This is a genomic window from Acidobacteriota bacterium (assembly GCA_016196065.1).
Classification (GTDB): Bacteria; Acidobacteriota; Terriglobia; order Terriglobales; family Acidobacteriaceae; genus Acidiflorens.
The window spans coordinates 270,433-285,840 of sequence record JACPYL010000012.1 but is presented as its reverse complement, the minus strand read 5'-3'; the positions used below and the strand labels follow the sequence as shown (position 1 = coordinate 285,840).

Here is a 15,408-nt window from a genome sequence, read left to right as displayed (position 1 = left end):
TGGCGTTCGCGGGAGAGACGAGGCAAGCCTCGTCTCTACGGAAATGTGTGGTGAAAGTGTGAGTTGAAGATTTGCGGCGGAATCTATTCTTCGTCTTCTTCTGGCGCGCCGGCGCGCACCATGGCTTCCAATTCTTTCGTCAAGCTGGAGCGCTCTTTGTCGTCCAAGCCCACAAAGCGGATTGGCTGAAAGCAGCCCTTTGTGGCCCACATCGGAAACAGCATCTCAGCGCGTGTGCGGATGCTAGTGGTCCCAACGTGAAACAACGCAGTGACCTTGATGCCCTCATCCAAGGGACGGTCCAGCGAGAGCAGCCCGCCATTCGCGGACAGCTGGTTCATGCGAGCGCGAATCTGGCGGCCGTTTTCCAGCAACACCAGAGCGAGCACAGACCCACCGAGCTTAACTCGCGAACTCCTCTGACCTTTGCTTATCTGGGACATATCCTCTGAAAATATCGCACGCCGGGCGGGTGGAGGGCAGATTACCAAAGGCATTCGCCCAGTAGCGCGGGTGCGCCTGACCCGTTGCGCGGGCGCCTCGCGCCCTCCGGCTGGGGGCACCTCCCCTCAGCACTCGCCCTTGGTCTTAATCCATTTCCCATGCGACAATGCTGCGCCGTGAAGAAGAGAGGAATCAAATGATCAAGAAAATATCGCTATTGATGTTGATCGCCTGCCTGGCGATGGCCGGCTTCGCCCAGAAGGCAGCCAAAGCAAGCTCTGGTGGTGGGGTAGACCGGGCCTACTTGCAGAAAATTTGGGACGGCTGGGGCGCGATGGATGCCGCTCACCAGAAGCAGTTCTACGCGCAAGGTCCACACGTATTTTTCGACATCGCCCCGCTCAAATATGGCGGCTGGGACGAGTATCAAGCGGGCGTCGGACAGGCGCTTGCCGACTTCAAGGCTGCGAAATTTATCGTCAACGACGACCTTCAGATCCACAAGTCCGGAGATGCCTACTGGATCACTTCCACGGTCGCTTTCGACATGACGCACAAATCCGGCAAGCGCGACATGGGACAGTTCCGCTGGACCGCTGTCCTCGAAAAACATGATGGCCAGTGGTTGGTCGTGCACGAGCACGTCTCGGCGCCGATGGGATAAATTCAAGCTCCCGACCGGCCCCAAGCATGGCCGCAAAATTTACGGCGTGACCGTGAATTTTGCCGTGCTACTCGCTTTGCCTCCGGGTGTCGTGATCGAGATCTTGTTGGTCACGGCGCCGGATGGCACGGTGGCCGTCACTTGCGTGTCGGAGTTCACCGTGAACGTTGCGCTCTTGCTGCCGAAGGCAACTTTCGTGGCCTGAATCAGACCTTTGCCGCTGATCACGACATGCGTCCCGACCGGACCGCTGGTGGGAGTGAAGCTGGTGATCAACGGAGTTACAAAAAACTTGCGGCTGCTGGTTAACGTTCCCGCAGGCGTTGCGACTGTGACAACGCCAGACGATCCTGCCGGTACCGTCGCAGTCAGATAAGTATCGGAGACAACGTTGAAGCTGGCGGCCGTCCCGCCCAGCTTGACGCTGGTAGTCCCCGTGAATCCCTGCCCGAGCACTTCAATCGTGGACCCAACCTTGCCCCACACAGAAACCAGATTTACAAACGGCCCCAGTCCCATATCGAGGCTGAAGAACTCGCCGCCATTTACTGTTTCACCACCCGATTCGGTGGCCCCATAGAACTTGCCGTTGGTGTGTTGCACCATTCCTGTTTGCGGGAAGAAGCCATCCTTGCAGCCCGACGCAGGACAGAAACTGTAGACCGTGGAATACGCTCCTGCCGGAGTCACGCGGAACAGCGCTCCATCATTCTGCTTGCCCCCACCGCCCGTGGTTCCATAGACGTTGCCGTCAGTGCCCAGCGCCAGCCCTCCGAGCGGCTGGATTCCGTCGTTGATGTCCACGGTCCGGTCAAAATTGTGCAGAACCACATAGTCTTTTCCGGTGGGAGAGATCTTGAACACGGTGCCCCAGTTCTTGGTGCCACCGCCATAGGTGGTACCGTAGATGACGCCATCGTTGGCCTGAACGATGCCTCCAATCGGGAGCGATCCATCATTGTTGGCCGTGCCCCCGAAAGCGTGCAGGACGGTGATCTTACCGGCTTTGGTCATCTTGATGATCGAGCCCAAATTGAGTTGGTTGGAGTCGCCGAGCCTGGTCACGCCATAGAAGTTGCCGTCGAGGCCCAGGATCAGCCCATAGGGAACTGCGCCATCGGTGAACTTGAACGGATGAAGAGTCGTCAGCTTGCCCTTGGAACTGATCTTAAACGCAGTCCCATACTGTCCTGAGTACACACCGTCACTCGTCCCGTACATGCTTCCGTCAGCGCCCAGCACCAGGGGAGCTTCGGGGACACCCTGATCGGTGTTTCCCGTGAAGTCCCACAGATTAGTGTACACACCGGTATCGCTGAGCTTGAATGCGGTTCCGGAGATGTGTGCACCACCACCGGTGGTGGTTCCATAGAAGAATCCGTCGGTGCCGAGAGTCAAGCCACTCCAGGGCGCGGTGGCCGCGGGATACGCCCCGAAACTGTTGATGACCGTCAGGCTGCCGCTGGTCGTGATGGCATAGGCGGCTCCGCCGGAATGCGCTCCACCGAAAGCGGTCGTGCTGTAGATACGGCCGTCGCGACCCTGCGTCATCTGGCTGAAAGGCGTCGGGTTGAGCGGATCGCCGGTGTTGGTGCCGTAGTTATAGAGCGGCGTATAGACCTGCGCCTGCGCGACGATCGCCGCACCAACGAAGAGCAATACCAGTCCCTTCGCGAACCCGGAATGCAACCAGCCAGACGGTGACTTCATGGAATCCTCCTCGGCCTGAGAGCCTTGTTACATACCATTGCGAAAATCCGGTGGAAAAACCGTCATGCAAACGAGAAGGCGGGCACAAAACAGGAAATGGGGCGGCTGCGACCCTGGTGGTAAAGATGTTCGATGGCCGATGTGGGCCGGGAGGGCCCTAGAGGTATGCCTTCCAGAAGAAGTACACCGTCATCCCTGTTCCCACGGCGATGACGAAAGCGCGGATCCACGGTTGCGGAAGTTTCTGTGCGTAGTGGGCGCCGAAGTATCCACCGACAATCGCGCCCGCGATCATGATCACTCCCGGCTTCCAGGCGACGGCCTTCGCCACCGTGAATGTCACTACGGCCATGGCATTGATGATGCCGCCCAGTACAACCTTCAACGCGTTCATGGCGTGGATGTCAGTCATCCCGAGCGCGGCCAGCATGGCCAGGTTCATGATCCCCACGCCACCGCCGAAGTAGCCTCCGTATACCGCAACCACCAACTCAAAGATTGCGGCGACGGCAATCGCTGTGACCGTGGCATCGTGCGCCAGTCCATTTTTTGATCCGCGCGCCAGGCGCCCGCCGAACAAGAACAGCAAGGTTGCTCCCAACATGAGCCAGGGCAGCACGTGCAAAAAAGTATTGGCCGGAGTTCGGAGCAGAAGAAACGCGCCGCCGATTCCTCCGATGACGCTGGTGACGGCGAGCGGCACCATCACCCGCCGCGAGATATCGAAATGCTTCCGGTAAGCGCCCGAACTGGCGGTGACGCCAACCCACAGAGCGACCGTGTTCGTGGCGTTCGCGGGAATCGGAGGAACGCCGGCGAACATCAGCGCCGGAAACGCAATGAAACTGCCGCCCCCGGCAACCGCATTGAGCGCTCCGCCCAGTACTCCGGCAACGAAGAGGAAGATGTATGTGTGAAGGTCCAAGTAGAAAGATGTATCACAGCGCAGGTTTGGATTCGAAGTCTTGCGCGCGGAAATTCCCCAAGTAGCCACTGAATCAGTAGTTTACACAAATGTACGACGACCGTGACTTAGATCACATCCTAATGTTCGTGAAGGCTCTACCCTCAATGAGTCAGGGGTGGTGGCGTGATGGCGACTCAATCTCAATCCGAAATTACTGTCGCACCGCCGCAAGGCATCATCTCCGCGACCAGCCAAGAGACTCCGCGCTCACTCCCAAAGCCGAAAAAGAAACTGATCCGCAGAACCGACCGCGACCATTCCCAGATCACGCGCCGCAGTTTTCAAGTTGCATTTCTGCTGCTGAACCTCTGGATGGGTACACAGTTTTATTTCTGGGTTCGGCAGTATGAGCCTGGTGGCGCGGCAACTTCTGTTGCCCGTCCGGCGGGAGTGGAGGGCTGGCTCCCGATCGCGGCACTGATGAACATGAAATACCTGCTGCTCACCGGACACGTACCGTCCCTGCATCCGGCGGGCTTATTCCTTCTGATCTCGTTTCTCGCGATGTCGTTCCTGTTTCGTAAGGCCTTCTGCAGCTGGCTGTGTCCGGTAGGAACGCTGTCGGAATACTTGTGGCAGCTGGGACGAAAAATCTTCCGCCGGAATTTTCATCTGCCGCGCTGGCTTGACGCCTTCTTCCGCGGACTGAAGTATCTGCTCCTCGGCTTTTTCGTTTGGGCCGTGAGTTCCATGGCAGTCGACGAACTCGCCGCCTTCATGAACAGCCCGTACGGCGTCATTGCCGACGTAAAGATGCTCAACTTCTTCCGCCACATGGGAGAGACCGGCGCGATCGTACTCGGCGTGCTGGTCGTAGCGTCGTTGTTCATCCAGAATTTCTGGTGCCGCTACCTGTGTCCCTACGGCGCGTTACTGGGGATCACATCCCTGTTCAGTCCGGCACGCATCCGCCGCAATCCGGAAACCTGCATTGATTGCGCGAAGTGCGCGAAAGCTTGTCCCTCGGCACTGCCAGTCGATCAGCTAGTCACGATCAAATCAGCCGAATGTACCGGATGCCTGGAGTGTGTAGCCGTCTGCCCGGCCAGAGACACACTCAATTTATCGTTTCCGGCAATTCCGAAACTGGTTCCCGCCGCGCCACGAATTTCGACATGGGCTATGGCCGCGGGGATTGCCGTGCTGTTCTTCGGCATCGTTGGCTTCGCGAAAACTTCGGGCTATTGGGACTCGCACGTATCGAGCGCCACCTACCAGCAACTCGTTCCGCACGCCGATGAAGCCCGGCATCCCATGCCGGGTGAGAAGTAAGCAGCCCCAAAACAAGAAAGCCGCAAGCACTTCGGCTGCAAAGCGTAACGTGGCAGAGGTCCGTCGATTCTGGGTCGATGAGTGTAATCGCGATTCTTCGCCAACTATGAGTACACCCTTAGCGATATCCTTTCAGTGTGCCTAACCTTGCAATGGAAATTCACGACTCAGCCGTTGACCACATAACCATGGAAAACGGAGGCGCGCTCATACACTTTCCGTCCGTCTACATCCATCAGTCCGAGGGTACACCGGCGCAAGACGACGGGACGTTTTGGGCTCAGGAAGCGACATTGCGTATCGGGGATGCGCAAATTGAGGGGGCGTTTTCTGTGGCAAAGCAAGTCTGGGGCGGAGATATCGTCTACCTGTATGACGGATCACTGAGGCTGGATGATGTGGTCTCAGAAAGCTTGATATCGATTCCACTGAATATGGCCGCAGATGTAGAACTGGCGATGGAATCTTGCGGCGAAACGGTCCGCGTCCGCGGCACAAGCGCCCATCTGGAGCTAATCGGTGATCCAAGGTTCGTCGAAGAGTACAAGGCTAAAGGATAGCTGTCGTAATCAGGCGATTTCACCAACTACTGCCCCCAACCTCCTGCCGGACCAGAGTTGTTGGTGTAATCGCGAATGTTACGCCAATTGAGCGAACTGACGGACGGCTGAAACTGTAATAAAGTAACGCGCATGAGCGAAACACTCTGGCAATCAAGGTTTCAATTATTGCGCCAGCTTGGAATCGCAGCGCTAGTAGGTCTCTTCATTGCACTCCCGTGCATATTCGTGACCAACCAAGCGGTTTTTGCGGGACTCTTGGTGGCGGCCATGTTGCTCGTTCTGCCCGGCATGGTCTACCTTGTGCTTGTGACGATGTGGCATTGGAAGCAGCGTTATCGGGGCAGCCACAGCGATCTGTGGGGCGGACTCATCTTGTTAGAGACCTCGGGCTGGTTCAAGCTTGTCTACCTGTTCCGGCACATCATCCCGGATGCCCGTGGCATTGGTCGCTACTCACAAACCAATCGTGGCATCGAAAATAGACAATGACAGCGGTATTCGTTAAACCTTTAATCGTGCCAGTTGACGTTAACAGGCGATTTCTCCAACTACTGATACGAATCCCCACCAACGCCCCCCCCGAAAAAACTGCGACGCCTCCCGCTCGCCGCTAATCTTCCACTCATGCCAACGAAAGTGAATCGCCAGACCGTCGACCTCTCCGGATTTCCCAACCTGGTCGTGATCTACCTGGGCATGCGCGTCAACCGGCTGACCGGATTGAAAACCTTGCTGGGCTTTGGCCCCGGGATTTCTTCCTCCGCCGCCGCCCAACCCGATGGCTTGCTGCTGCACGAACCGGTCCTCTATTCCTTGTTTCCTCCGCATGTCGGGATGCGGCAATACTGGCGCGATCTGGAATCACTAATGGCCTGGACTCGCTCCGATCCCCACCGGCAGTGGTGGAAGACTTTTCTGAAGAATTCCAGCGGAACCGGCTTCTGGCACGAAACCTACTTCCGCGCCGGCGGCATGGAAGCCGTCTACGATGACATGCCCGAAGCCATTGGCTTCATGCGCTTTGCGCCCGTAGTTCCCGCGCGGGGAGCCATGTTTGGAGCATCCAGCCGAGCAGGCCAGAAACCCGCGGCAGCACCCGTCCTCTCGGAACAGGACTTATATGATGGCTCTTCGGCCTAAACGACCTTCCGGCGGCGTGCTAGAATCAATGGCAGATGCCACTCGGGACCGATGCTTCCTGACATAGAAAAACTCTTGCAGCTCCAGGTCGCGGACAAAGAAATCCGCAAACTGCAGGACGAAATCGCCACGCTCCCCAAACGCGTCGCTTTGATCGAAGCCAAACTTGCCGGCACCAAGGCGCAACTGGACAAAGCCCGCGCCGCCGCCAAAGCCGACGAATCCAACAAAAAGAAATTCGAAGCCGCCATCACGGATCTGCAAGGCAAAATCTCCAAGTATCGCGACCAGTCGCTGGCGGTAAAAACCAACGACCAGTACAAAGCGCTGCTCCAGGAAATTCAGTTTGCCGAGCAGGAAATCCGCTTCAACGAAGACCGCATTCTCGAAGTGATGGTGAACGTGGAAGCCCGCGAGCGCGAAGTCAAGGCCGCGGAAGCGGAACTGAAAGCGGAAACCGCGGAAATCGAAAAAGAAAAAGAAGAAGCGCGCAAAATCACCGCCGCTGATCAGGCGAAGCTCTCCGAGTGGAATGAAAAGCGTGATGGACTCCGCAAAGGCGTGTCCGACGACCTGCTGCGCCACTACGAGCGCGTGATGAAATTCCGCGGCAGCGGGCTCGCCGAAGTCCGGGACCACAAATGCATGGGCTGCCAGGTCATGTTGCGCCCACAGACGTACAACGAAATACGCAACGGCGAAAAACTGATCACCTGTGAATCCTGCCAGCGAATTCTTTATTTCGATCCTGCGAACGAGCTGAAATCAGAACCAGTCGGATCGCAAGTTCACGCCAAAAAACGCACGCGGCCAAAATCCGACGCACCGCAAGCCTGGTTTTATCGTCCCGACTACGGCGAAGAAGGCGAAGTGCTGGTCGTGTTCAGCAACAACGGCGGCAACTCGACGCGGCGCGTATACGAGATGCACTCCGGCCGCCAGGTGGGCGACATCCTCAGCCGCGAAGGCAGCTACCGCCTTGCGTTCCCGGAAGACATGACCGATTCCACCATCCGTTTAAATGGCCATTGGCCAGAGGATGAGATGGAAGAATGGGGAACCGAGCTACCGACTGCCGCACTTGATGCTCTGCACGCCGATCTGCGCGTTGCCCAGCGAGAACACCGCAGCACCCCCAAAGAACGGTCCCATTCACCGGAACATTCCGCAGCCAGCTAATCCCTACACGTATTGATGGGTCGTCCGTAGAGACGCGGCTTGTTGCGCCTTCAACGGACGCGCCGTCGCCGTTTGCGAGAGAGACGAGGCAAGCCTCGTCTCTACAGCTGGATTTTCTGATTGCGTTACTCGATCTGAACGAGCCCGCTCGGAGCCACTGGGGCTGGATGTTGTGGCGCTCGCCACCCATCGACCACTGAAACCTGATGCACGCACGACACTGTGCAGTGCGGTGCACAGGATTTCTCCGCATAAAACTCGCGCCTGATGTCGGCAACGGTATATTTTTCCAGCGGAATCCCCGGATAGCCACGCTGCTGCGAACAATAATGGACGAGGCCGTCCTCGCAGATGTACAGATAGCGCGCACCGGCCCGGCAGCGCCACTGATTCGGACGCCCCTGCGCGATGTTGTCCTGAAACGCATTGATGCGCGTGAAGCTGCGCCGCTCGAGATTCTGCATCTCGTGATACACCGCTTTTTCGTCGTCCTTCAGCGGCTGCAGCTGTCCCTGGCCATCGTGAATGATCCCGACCGTCGAACTGAAGCCCAGTGCCAGCGCGCGCTTGCCGATCTGGAGCGCGTCCTGCGGATTGCTCACGCCCCCACCCACCACGGAATTAATGTTCACGTGAAAGTCGGCATGTTCGGCCAGCAGTTGTAACTTCTTGTCGAGAACCTTCAGGCTCTTCTTCGAAACCTCGTCCGGATTCACGTTGTCGATCGAAATCTGCAGCCATTCCAGTCCCGCGCGATTGAGGCGCTGAATGCGATCCGCAGTCAGCAGGTAGCCGTTGGTGATCAGCCCGGAAACGATGCGCCGTTTCACCATTTGCCGGATGATGTCGTCAAGATCGGGATGCAGCAGAGGCTCTCCACCGCTGATCGTGACCACGGATGTTCCCAAGGCGCCTAAAAGATCCACGCGCCGAAGCATCTCTTCGGTCGGAACCGGTTTCGAGAAGTCGTCGTACTCATTGCAATAGGTGCACGACAAATTACAGCGCCGGATCGGAATCAGATGCGCGAGCAGGGGATGATCCGTCGAGGCGAGCGCCTTGATGATCTGCCACAGCCCGTGAACGTTCCGGGTCGCCGCTTTGTAATTCCGCCGAATTTGGACTGCTGTTGATGCCATGGATTGACCTATCTATTTAATCAGACAGCGATGCGGTCGTAAAATTTTCCACAGTATTCAGCGTAAAACCGGGGTCGAACGGCGTTCGCGGCCTGATTTCGACCTACTTCTTCGGATGCCCGATCGCCGCCAGGCTTCCGCGAGTCGCCCGCAGGTAGTCGGCGGGCGCAACCAGAATCTGCAATCCGCGCATGCCCGCCGAAATGGAAACCACGTCAAACAATTCGATGGTCTCATCGACGTATACAGGGTAGTCCCGCTTGCCCGCCAGAGCGGTCACGCCACCTCGAATGTACCCGGTCAGTCCCTGCAGCTCTTTCATCGGGACGAGTTGAATCTTCCGCTCACCTGCAGCACTCGCCAGTGATTTCAAATCCAGTTCCTGATCTCCGGGGATGACTGCGAGGCAAACTCCGTTGCGATCCCCGCGCGCGACCAGGGTCTTGAACACTTGCTCGGCGGGCAGCCCGATCTTGGCCGCCACCGTCTCGGCCGCCAGATCTTCGGGATCAACCTCGTACTCGCGCAATTCGTATCGGATTTCCAACTGGTCAAGCAAACGCGCGGCATTCGTCTTCGCAGGCACAGATAAATTGTAACGGCTTGCCGCGTCTCCGATGGCAACTCCATCGCCGTTCGCCCGGGAGACGAGGCAAGCCTCGTCTCTACAGAAACGCTTTACGTAGGCCGGTGTATAGTTTCAGAATTCCTGGATAAGGAGGCCGTCTCATGCGCCTGTTGCTGAACTGGGTTTTAAGCGCTCTGGCCGTGTGGATCGTGTCGCAAGTCGTGCCCGGCATTCACGTGAACAGCGCGATGACCGCTCTCATTGCCGCGTTGGTGATCGGTCTGGTCAACGCGACGATCGGATTTCTTATCAAAGTCCTCACCTTCCCTTTGACGCTGATCACGCTCGGCCTGTTCTGGTTCGTGATCAACGCGCTGATGCTGGAACTCGCGTCCGTCCTCGTGAGGGGATTCGAAGTACAGGGCTTCCTCGCCGCTTTCATTGGCGCGATCGTACTCTCGATCGTCAGTTCGATCCTGCACTGGCTGGTGATGCCGAAGAAGACAAACTGAGAGGCGTAGGGTGCGCGGCTATTGGCTTTCACCCACCACGGTGAACGTCGACTCTGTGCGGAATTTCTTATAGTCGCGGAAGGTCTGTTCGACGTCCACATCGTAGTTCTTCACCAAGGCTAACCGGATGTCGGCGTGAAATTGGACGTGTTTCGGCAGCCAGACTTCGTCATTGACGCGTGTCGTTTCGACGACAATGCGTGTGCCCTTGTGGATACGTGCGAGGAACAAGCCGAATGAAATCGTATCGGTCGTAACGATATCGAACTTCACCCACTGCATTTCGGCTTTGTCGATCCAGATTCTCCCTTTGAGTTTCGGAAGGAATTTGGACTCTTTGCTGGTCGGTTTGTAGTCGGAGCGCGGGTCGGCGTCGAGCATCCATGTATCGTGGCCGTCCAACGTCTCCGAACCTAGCAGATGGAAGTTATAAGCGTCGGCGACTTCCTTGACGAACTTGCGGCCATCTTCGCGCTCTTTCTCCTCTTTCTCAAGGCGCTTGCGGCGATCGCCTTCGGATTCATTCTTGCGCTTATCGACGATCTTCTGGATTCTCTCTTCTTCTTTTCTTGCGTCGTCAGCGGATAACGGCTTGTCGTCTTTCGCGATGCGCCTCTCGACGTGTTCGCCGTAGACGACCAGCACCTCCGACGTGGTGGACTCAACTTTCTTGACGTCGCCGTGCCCGTCGAGGCTGTGCTCTTCTTCCCGCTCGATGTAGGTGTAGTCCCGTAATCGCTTCTCGTTTTCCAGATCTTTTTCCGCGACGCGCCGCAACAATTCGCGGATCTGCTCCTGGGGCACGGTGCCCGAAGCATCCGGCTTCAACTCAATCGGAGGGGCCTTTGGTGCTTCGGCGGGGGTTGCATTGGGAATCGCAGGAGCTGAGGCTTGCACGGCGGGAGGCGAAGCCTCAGGTGTACGCGACGCCGTCTCCTGCGCCAATACAGGAGCGATCGAGGCCAAGGAAATCAGCAGGAGGCGGGCGCACTTTTGCATGGTCCTATATACGATGCCTCACGAGCGGAAGTTCATCCAGCTAAATCCTGGGCGGATTTGCTTACCCAAAACGCTCACCAACGGCCAGTGCTAACATCTAACAACAAATAGCTATCAAGGCAGTCTCATGAAGAAAACACTGGTTCTCTACGCCGCTCTGGTCCTTGCGTTGGCCCCGTTAGCCTTCGCCGCCGATACCCCCGCCGCTCCCGACTGGCAGCGCGATCTGCTCACCTGGAGAGAGAAGCGGGCAGCCGCACTGCAGACGCCGGAAGGCTGGCTTTCCCTCATCGGGCTGGAATGGCTGAAGGACGGCGACAACACCGTTGGATCCGCGGCTGACAACAAGATTCAGATTGCCAAGGCTCCGGCCCATCTCGCGGTTGTGCGTTTGGAAAAAGGCGGTGCGCTGCGACTGCTCCCGCCGTCGGGCGGGTTTCCGAAAGACATGGCGGTCGACGGTCATCCCGCGCAAGAGCAAGCCTTGCTCTCGGACGACAGTCCCAATCGCTCCAAGCTTTCGCTCGGCGGCCTGACGATCATCATCATTCACCGCGACGAGCGCTACGGGTTGCGAATCAAGGACGCGCAAGCCGCCACCCGCACCGGCTTTCACGGACTGCACTGGTATGCACCCAACGCCGCGTATCGGGTTCACGCCAAGTGGATTCCGTACAATCCGCCGAAGATGCTGGATATTCCCACGATCCTCGGCACGGTCAGCAAGATGCCTGCCCCAGGAGCTGCGGAGTTCACGATCGATGGCCAAGTTTATCGACTCGAGCCCGTACTTGAGGACCCGGAAGATACGACTTTGTTTTTTATCCTTCGCGACGCGACCAGCAAGACGACCACCTACGGCGCGGGAAGATTCCTGTACACCGATCTGCCTGACCACGGATTGACGCAGCCCGGCGAACTCTGGCTCGATTTCAATCGTGCGGAGAATCCGCCGTGCTCGTTCACACCGTATGCGACGTGTCCTTTGCCGCCCGTGCAGAATCGTTTGACCGTTGCCATTCCGGCGGGAGAGCAGCGCTATCATGACTAGCCGATGAAGAGAACTTCGCTTTCAGTTGATTTCGAAAAATTCCCTGGAGCACGTTCATGAAATGGATCCTGGTAATCCTGTGTGTGGTGGGAATCACGGCCTCGTCACTGGCCCTGCGCGAACACTACCGCGAAGGCGATTCCCCGTGCAGCATCAACGAACGCTGGGACTGCGGGATCGTTAACAAGAGTCCCTTCGCAGTAATCATGGGCATTCCAGTGGCCGCCATTGGAATTGTGGGGTATCTCCTGCTGGCTGCGCTCGCTTACAAACGAGCCTACCGCCTGATGTTGCTCGCGATCTTGCCCGCCCTCGGATTCTCGCTCCGCCTCGCCCACATCGAAGCCAGTGTGCTGGGAGTCTGGTGTATCTACTGCGCGATTTCGCTGGGAGTGATTTCGTTGCTCACGCTACTGGATCTGGGAATAGTTCTAGCGCAGTGGATGCGCCGGCCGGGTGGCGCGATCCAAACCTAGTCTCGTCTCAGCCAACGCCACAGATGCCGGCTTACTTGCCTATGCCCACGTAGACGCCGGTCAAAGCGTTCACGATCCCTGTGCCTGCGGCTGACTCCTTATCCTTGCCGTACATCACGTACCAGTGGAGAGCCTGCTGTTTCTGGTTCCAGAGCACGAAGTAGGTCACCACTTGATCTGGGTTCTTCTTGATCAGGTTGGCGCCACCATGCTCTTGCGCCACTGCGAATGCCTTGTCGGAGTCGGTCTTAAGAAACAACGACTGGAATCCGAGCGCAGGCACATCGGAACCGTATGGTTCCTCGCTCCCAGCGGACGGTCCGTAGGGCGGCGATTCTTTTAGCCGACTGCCCGAGCAATAGAAGTATTTGAGCTTTCGCCGGCTTGGAGAAATGAATCCCGCTTTCCAGACGGTGGACTTGCCGCCCTGACCATTGGCCTCGCTGTTCGGTTGTGATTCCAGGCGCACGGGAATCACGTCGGGGGACCATTTCTGTGCCAGGCCACTGATGCAGCTGAAGGCCTGCAATCCCGTGTAAGGTTGCGGTGGCTTAACCGGGGCTGCGGGCGCAGTCGTGCTTGCACCCTCTCCGGCTTTCGGTGTGGAATCGCAACTCGTCAACAGGTAGATGGAAACGATGGCTACGGCCAGTAACGAAACACTGAGCGGTTTCATGGGGACCTCCTGAACCGGCACAGATCGTTTTACGGAAGGGGAAACAAGACAATTGTAGAACTCCACTGTGGGGAGCACAACTGATGTCATCAAAGCGCCTTAGGCACGGCTGAATTCTCACAGGCGCATCCCCGAGATCAGTCGTCCCTCCCGGGACTTTTCGTCCTTACGCGGAACCGACCCGGCGTTGAAACGCCGGGCTATTGTCATTTGTCCCTACGGGACTCTATGCGCTGGGTTGCAGGGGACTTTGTGCGTTGGGTTGGATGGGACTCATGCGTTGGGCTGAATGTAGGAGTACCGCCGGATGCATGGGATTGGATTCGGTTTCAAACTGACCCACTACTCGGAGGGGAACTACTGGTTTCGTGCGGCCGCCTCGCGCAGGGTGGCGAATACGCGCCGGACCTGCTCTTCGGTCGCATCGAGAGATCCGGAATTGTCGATCACGAAATCTGCGGCTTTTACTTTCTCTTCTTCGGAAAATTGGGCGGCCATGCGGCGGGTCACTTCGGCGCGGGCCGACTCCACCGAAATTCCAAGCCGGCGGGCGAAGCGTTCCACTCTTTGCTCCGGGCTGCACGTGACCACCAGCAACCGGTCAAACCGGTCTGCCACGCCTGCTTCCAGGATAAGCGCCGCCTCGACGATTGCAATCGCTCGCGGATCGTTGCGGCCCACTTCGTCCATCCATTCATTCTCATATCTGACCACGGCGGGATGGACAATGGCGTTCAGTTCCTCGACGCGCGCCGCCCCGCTCGCGGTTCCAAACGCCATCGCGGCCAAGCGAGGCCGATTGATGCGCCCATCAGGATCAAGGATTTCACGCCCAAAGCGCCGCACCACTTCGTTGTAAACAGCTTGTCCCGGCTGCATCAGTTGATGCGCAACGTCGTCGGCGCGGATCAAGTGGGCGCCCAGCTTGACGAACATTTCGCCCACGACCGATTTGCCGCTCGCAATCCCGCCGGTAAGGCCTACTTTAAGCAATGGAATTTCTCGATTGATTGCAAAGGTCAGAGGTCAGATTGCAGAGGTAAATACTAGATCTACCCTCTTACTTCTGACCTCTTCGCAGCTTCGCCGCCTTCACGGTATTGGCCATCAACATCGCAATCGTGAGCGGACCCACGCCTCCGGGTACCGGAGTCAGTGCACCCGCCACGTCCGCCACTTCCGGATGAACGTCTCCCACCAGCGTCGATCCTTTGGTGAGAAACGTCTCTTCGCGTTTTTTGTTCCCAGCAAACAGACGATCGAATTCCGAGCGCTCGCTGACTTTGTTCATGCCCACATCAATCACGGTCGCACCAGGCTTCACGAAATTGCGCGTGATCATGCCCGCCTGTCCGATTGCCGCCACCAGGATGTCTGCCTTCCGGCAGACGCCCGGCAGATCGCGCGTCTTGGAGTGGCATACGGTCACGGTCGCATTCGCATTCAGGAGCAGCATGGCAACCGGCTTGCCCACGATGTCACTGCGTCCCACCACAACCGCTTCTTGTCCCGCAACGGGAATGCCGGTTCGTTTCAGGATTTCCATCACGCCCGCCGGAGTGCAGGGTACCAGCCCCGGTCGCTGAGTCGAAAGATATCCGACATTCATGGGGTGGAAACCGTCCACATCTTTTGCAGGATCAACCGCCAGCAGAATCTTCTTGGCGTCTACCTGCGAAGGCAAAGGCAACTGCACGAGGATGCCGTCGATTTCATCTCGACGATTCAAGTCCGCGACCAGGTCGAGCAGGTCCTTTGTGGACGCCGTGTCCGGCGGGGTATGCTTCTCGCTGTAGATGCCCACTTCTTCGCAGCTCTTCACCTTGCCGCGCACATAGACTTCCGACGCAGGATTGTGCCCGACCAAAACTACCGCCAGCCCGGGACGCAGGCCCCCTGCCGCCATGGTCTTCACTTCCGCGGCCACTTCCGCGCGGATTTCCGCCGCCATTTTGGTGCCATCCAGGATTTTCGCTGCCATTGCTCCCCAGTTCTGTTTCGTGAGTGTGAAGGGCGATTCTATCAAGGATGCCGTGTGGCGATGGTCG

The 15,408-nt window shown here is 57.7% G+C and carries 18 protein-coding genes; 9 read left to right on the top strand and 9 right to left on the bottom strand.

Features of this window, described 5'->3' with window-relative positions; genetic code table 11:
• Positions 1 to 83: 83 nt before the first annotated feature.
• Positions 84 to 389: a hypothetical protein gene (locus tag HY010_13400; GenBank protein MBI3476722.1), complete on the bottom strand. Its 306-nt coding sequence runs from the start codon at positions 387 to 389 to the stop codon at positions 84 to 86.
• A gap of 251 nt (positions 390 to 640) precedes the next feature.
• Here HY010_13400 and HY010_13395 point away from each other — a divergent pair, with 251 nt between their 5' ends.
• Entirely contained in the window at positions 641 to 1,108 is a 468-nt protein-coding gene (locus tag HY010_13395) for a nuclear transport factor 2 family protein (protein ID MBI3476721.1), read from the top strand.
• Between the two features lie 39 nt (positions 1,109 to 1,147).
• On the opposite strand, the gene HY010_13390 is transcribed toward HY010_13395, so the two are convergent.
• Together HY010_13390 and HY010_13385 are read right to left on the bottom strand one after the other, a co-directional pair.
• A complete protein-coding gene (locus HY010_13390) occupies positions 1,148 to 2,818 on the bottom strand; it encodes an IPT/TIG domain-containing protein (protein MBI3476720.1) in 1,671 nt (556 codons plus the stop codon).
• A gap of 157 nt (positions 2,819 to 2,975) precedes the next feature.
• Positions 2,976 to 3,743, bottom strand: coding sequence for a sulfite exporter TauE/SafE family protein (locus tag HY010_13385; GenBank protein ID MBI3476719.1), 768 nt, complete (start codon positions 3,741 to 3,743; stop codon positions 2,976 to 2,978).
• Positions 3,744 to 3,911: 168 nt separating this feature from the next.
• Between HY010_13385 and HY010_13380 the strand changes: the two genes are divergently transcribed.
• The 5 genes from HY010_13380 (at position 3,912) to HY010_13360 (ending at position 7,939) form a co-directional block, all read left to right on the top strand.
• The gene (locus HY010_13380) at positions 3,912 to 5,057 is read left to right on the top strand and encodes a 4Fe-4S binding protein (GenBank protein ID MBI3476718.1); all 1,146 of its coding nucleotides are present in this window, start codon (positions 3,912 to 3,914) and stop codon (positions 5,055 to 5,057) included.
• Positions 5,058 to 5,194: 137 nt separating this feature from the next.
• Entirely contained in the window at positions 5,195 to 5,617 is a 423-nt protein-coding gene (locus tag HY010_13375) for a hypothetical protein (protein ID MBI3476717.1), read from the top strand.
• 132 nt (positions 5,618 to 5,749) lie between these two features.
• Positions 5,750 to 6,109, top strand: coding sequence for a hypothetical protein (locus HY010_13370; GenBank protein MBI3476716.1), 360 nt, complete (start codon positions 5,750 to 5,752; stop codon positions 6,107 to 6,109).
• Between the two features lie 135 nt (positions 6,110 to 6,244).
• Positions 6,245 to 6,760: a DUF4188 domain-containing protein gene (locus tag HY010_13365; GenBank protein MBI3476715.1), complete on the top strand. Its 516-nt coding sequence runs from the start codon at positions 6,245 to 6,247 to the stop codon at positions 6,758 to 6,760.
• A 51-nt stretch (positions 6,761 to 6,811) separates the two neighbouring features.
• Positions 6,812 to 7,939, top strand: a complete 1,128-nt coding sequence (locus HY010_13360; GenBank protein ID MBI3476714.1) for a hypothetical protein — start codon at positions 6,812 to 6,814, stop codon at positions 7,937 to 7,939.
• Between the two features lie 125 nt (positions 7,940 to 8,064).
• On the opposite strand, the gene HY010_13355 is transcribed toward HY010_13360, so the two are convergent.
• Positions 8,065 to 9,078 (bottom strand): radical SAM protein, encoded by a 1,014-nt coding sequence (locus tag HY010_13355; protein MBI3476713.1) that lies wholly within the window; start codon positions 9,076 to 9,078, stop codon positions 8,065 to 8,067.
• Between the two features lie 103 nt (positions 9,079 to 9,181).
• Positions 9,182 to 9,664, bottom strand: a complete 483-nt coding sequence (ybaK, locus tag HY010_13350) for a Cys-tRNA(Pro) deacylase (GenBank protein MBI3476712.1) — start codon at positions 9,662 to 9,664, stop codon at positions 9,182 to 9,184.
• Between the two features lie 143 nt (positions 9,665 to 9,807).
• On the opposite strand from ybaK, the gene HY010_13345 reads away from it, so the two are divergent.
• Positions 9,808 to 10,158 (top strand): phage holin family protein, encoded by a 351-nt coding sequence (locus tag HY010_13345; protein MBI3476711.1) that lies wholly within the window; start codon positions 9,808 to 9,810, stop codon positions 10,156 to 10,158.
• Between the two features lie 18 nt (positions 10,159 to 10,176).
• Here the strand turns inward: HY010_13345 and HY010_13340 are convergent, their stop codons facing one another.
• Positions 10,177 to 11,157, bottom strand: a complete 981-nt coding sequence (locus HY010_13340; GenBank protein ID MBI3476710.1) for a hypothetical protein — start codon at positions 11,155 to 11,157, stop codon at positions 10,177 to 10,179.
• A gap of 127 nt (positions 11,158 to 11,284) precedes the next feature.
• Here HY010_13340 and HY010_13335 point away from each other — a divergent pair, with 127 nt between their 5' ends.
• Together HY010_13335 and HY010_13330 are read left to right on the top strand one after the other, a co-directional pair.
• Complete coding sequence (locus HY010_13335; GenBank protein ID MBI3476709.1) at positions 11,285 to 12,208, top strand: DUF1684 domain-containing protein; 924 nt, start codon at positions 11,285 to 11,287, stop codon at positions 12,206 to 12,208.
• A 56-nt stretch (positions 12,209 to 12,264) separates the two neighbouring features.
• On the top strand, positions 12,265 to 12,684 hold the full coding sequence (locus tag HY010_13330) for a vitamin K epoxide reductase family protein (protein ID MBI3476708.1): 420 nt from the start codon (positions 12,265 to 12,267) through the stop codon (positions 12,682 to 12,684).
• A 31-nt stretch (positions 12,685 to 12,715) separates the two neighbouring features.
• Here HY010_13330 and HY010_13325 read toward each other — a convergent pair whose 3' ends face one another.
• The 3 genes from HY010_13325 to HY010_13315 all read right to left on the bottom strand — a co-directional run bounded on the left by HY010_13325 (position 12,716) and on the right by HY010_13315 (position 15,341).
• Entirely contained in the window at positions 12,716 to 13,360 is a 645-nt protein-coding gene (locus HY010_13325) for a hypothetical protein (GenBank protein ID MBI3476707.1), read from the bottom strand.
• Between the two features lie 357 nt (positions 13,361 to 13,717).
• A complete protein-coding gene (locus tag HY010_13320; GenBank protein ID MBI3476706.1) occupies positions 13,718 to 14,353 on the bottom strand; it encodes a dephospho-CoA kinase in 636 nt (211 codons plus the stop codon).
• A 67-nt stretch (positions 14,354 to 14,420) separates the two neighbouring features.
• Positions 14,421 to 15,341: a bifunctional 5,10-methylenetetrahydrofolate dehydrogenase/5,10-methenyltetrahydrofolate cyclohydrolase gene (locus HY010_13315; GenBank protein ID MBI3476705.1), complete on the bottom strand. Its 921-nt coding sequence runs from the start codon at positions 15,339 to 15,341 to the stop codon at positions 14,421 to 14,423.
• Positions 15,342 to 15,408: the final 67 nt, after the last annotated feature.

Excerpts from the sequence above, each read along its gene's own strand:
- HY010_13340 (MBI3476710.1), bottom strand. The coding sequence starts at position 11,157 with ATGCAAAAGTGCGCCCGCCTCCTGCTGATTTCCTTGGCCTCGATCGCT.
- HY010_13360 (MBI3476714.1), top strand. The coding sequence starts at position 6,812 with ATGCTTCCTGACATAGAAAAACTCTTGCAGCTCCAGGTCGCGGACAAA.
- HY010_13345 (MBI3476711.1), top strand. The coding sequence starts at position 9,808 with ATGCGCCTGTTGCTGAACTGGGTTTTAAGCGCTCTGGCCGTGTGGATC.
- HY010_13365 (MBI3476715.1), top strand. The coding sequence starts at position 6,245 with ATGCCAACGAAAGTGAATCGCCAGACCGTCGACCTCTCCGGATTTCCC.
- HY010_13330 (MBI3476708.1), top strand. The coding sequence starts at position 12,265 with ATGAAATGGATCCTGGTAATCCTGTGTGTGGTGGGAATCACGGCCTCG.
- HY010_13325 (MBI3476707.1), bottom strand. The coding sequence starts at position 13,360 with ATGAAACCGCTCAGTGTTTCGTTACTGGCCGTAGCCATCGTTTCCATC.
- HY010_13370 (MBI3476716.1), top strand. The coding sequence starts at position 5,750 with ATGAGCGAAACACTCTGGCAATCAAGGTTTCAATTATTGCGCCAGCTT.
- HY010_13355 (MBI3476713.1), bottom strand. The coding sequence starts at position 9,078 with ATGGCATCAACAGCAGTCCAAATTCGGCGGAATTACAAAGCGGCGACC.
- HY010_13335 (MBI3476709.1), top strand. The coding sequence starts at position 11,285 with ATGAAGAAAACACTGGTTCTCTACGCCGCTCTGGTCCTTGCGTTGGCC.
- HY010_13395 (MBI3476721.1), top strand. The coding sequence starts at position 641 with ATGATCAAGAAAATATCGCTATTGATGTTGATCGCCTGCCTGGCGATG.
- HY010_13315 (MBI3476705.1), bottom strand. The coding sequence starts at position 15,341 with ATGGCAGCGAAAATCCTGGATGGCACCAAAATGGCGGCGGAAATCCGC.
- HY010_13380 (MBI3476718.1), top strand. The coding sequence starts at position 3,912 with ATGGCGACTCAATCTCAATCCGAAATTACTGTCGCACCGCCGCAAGGC.
- HY010_13390 (MBI3476720.1), bottom strand. The coding sequence starts at position 2,818 with ATGAAGTCACCGTCTGGCTGGTTGCATTCCGGGTTCGCGAAGGGACTG.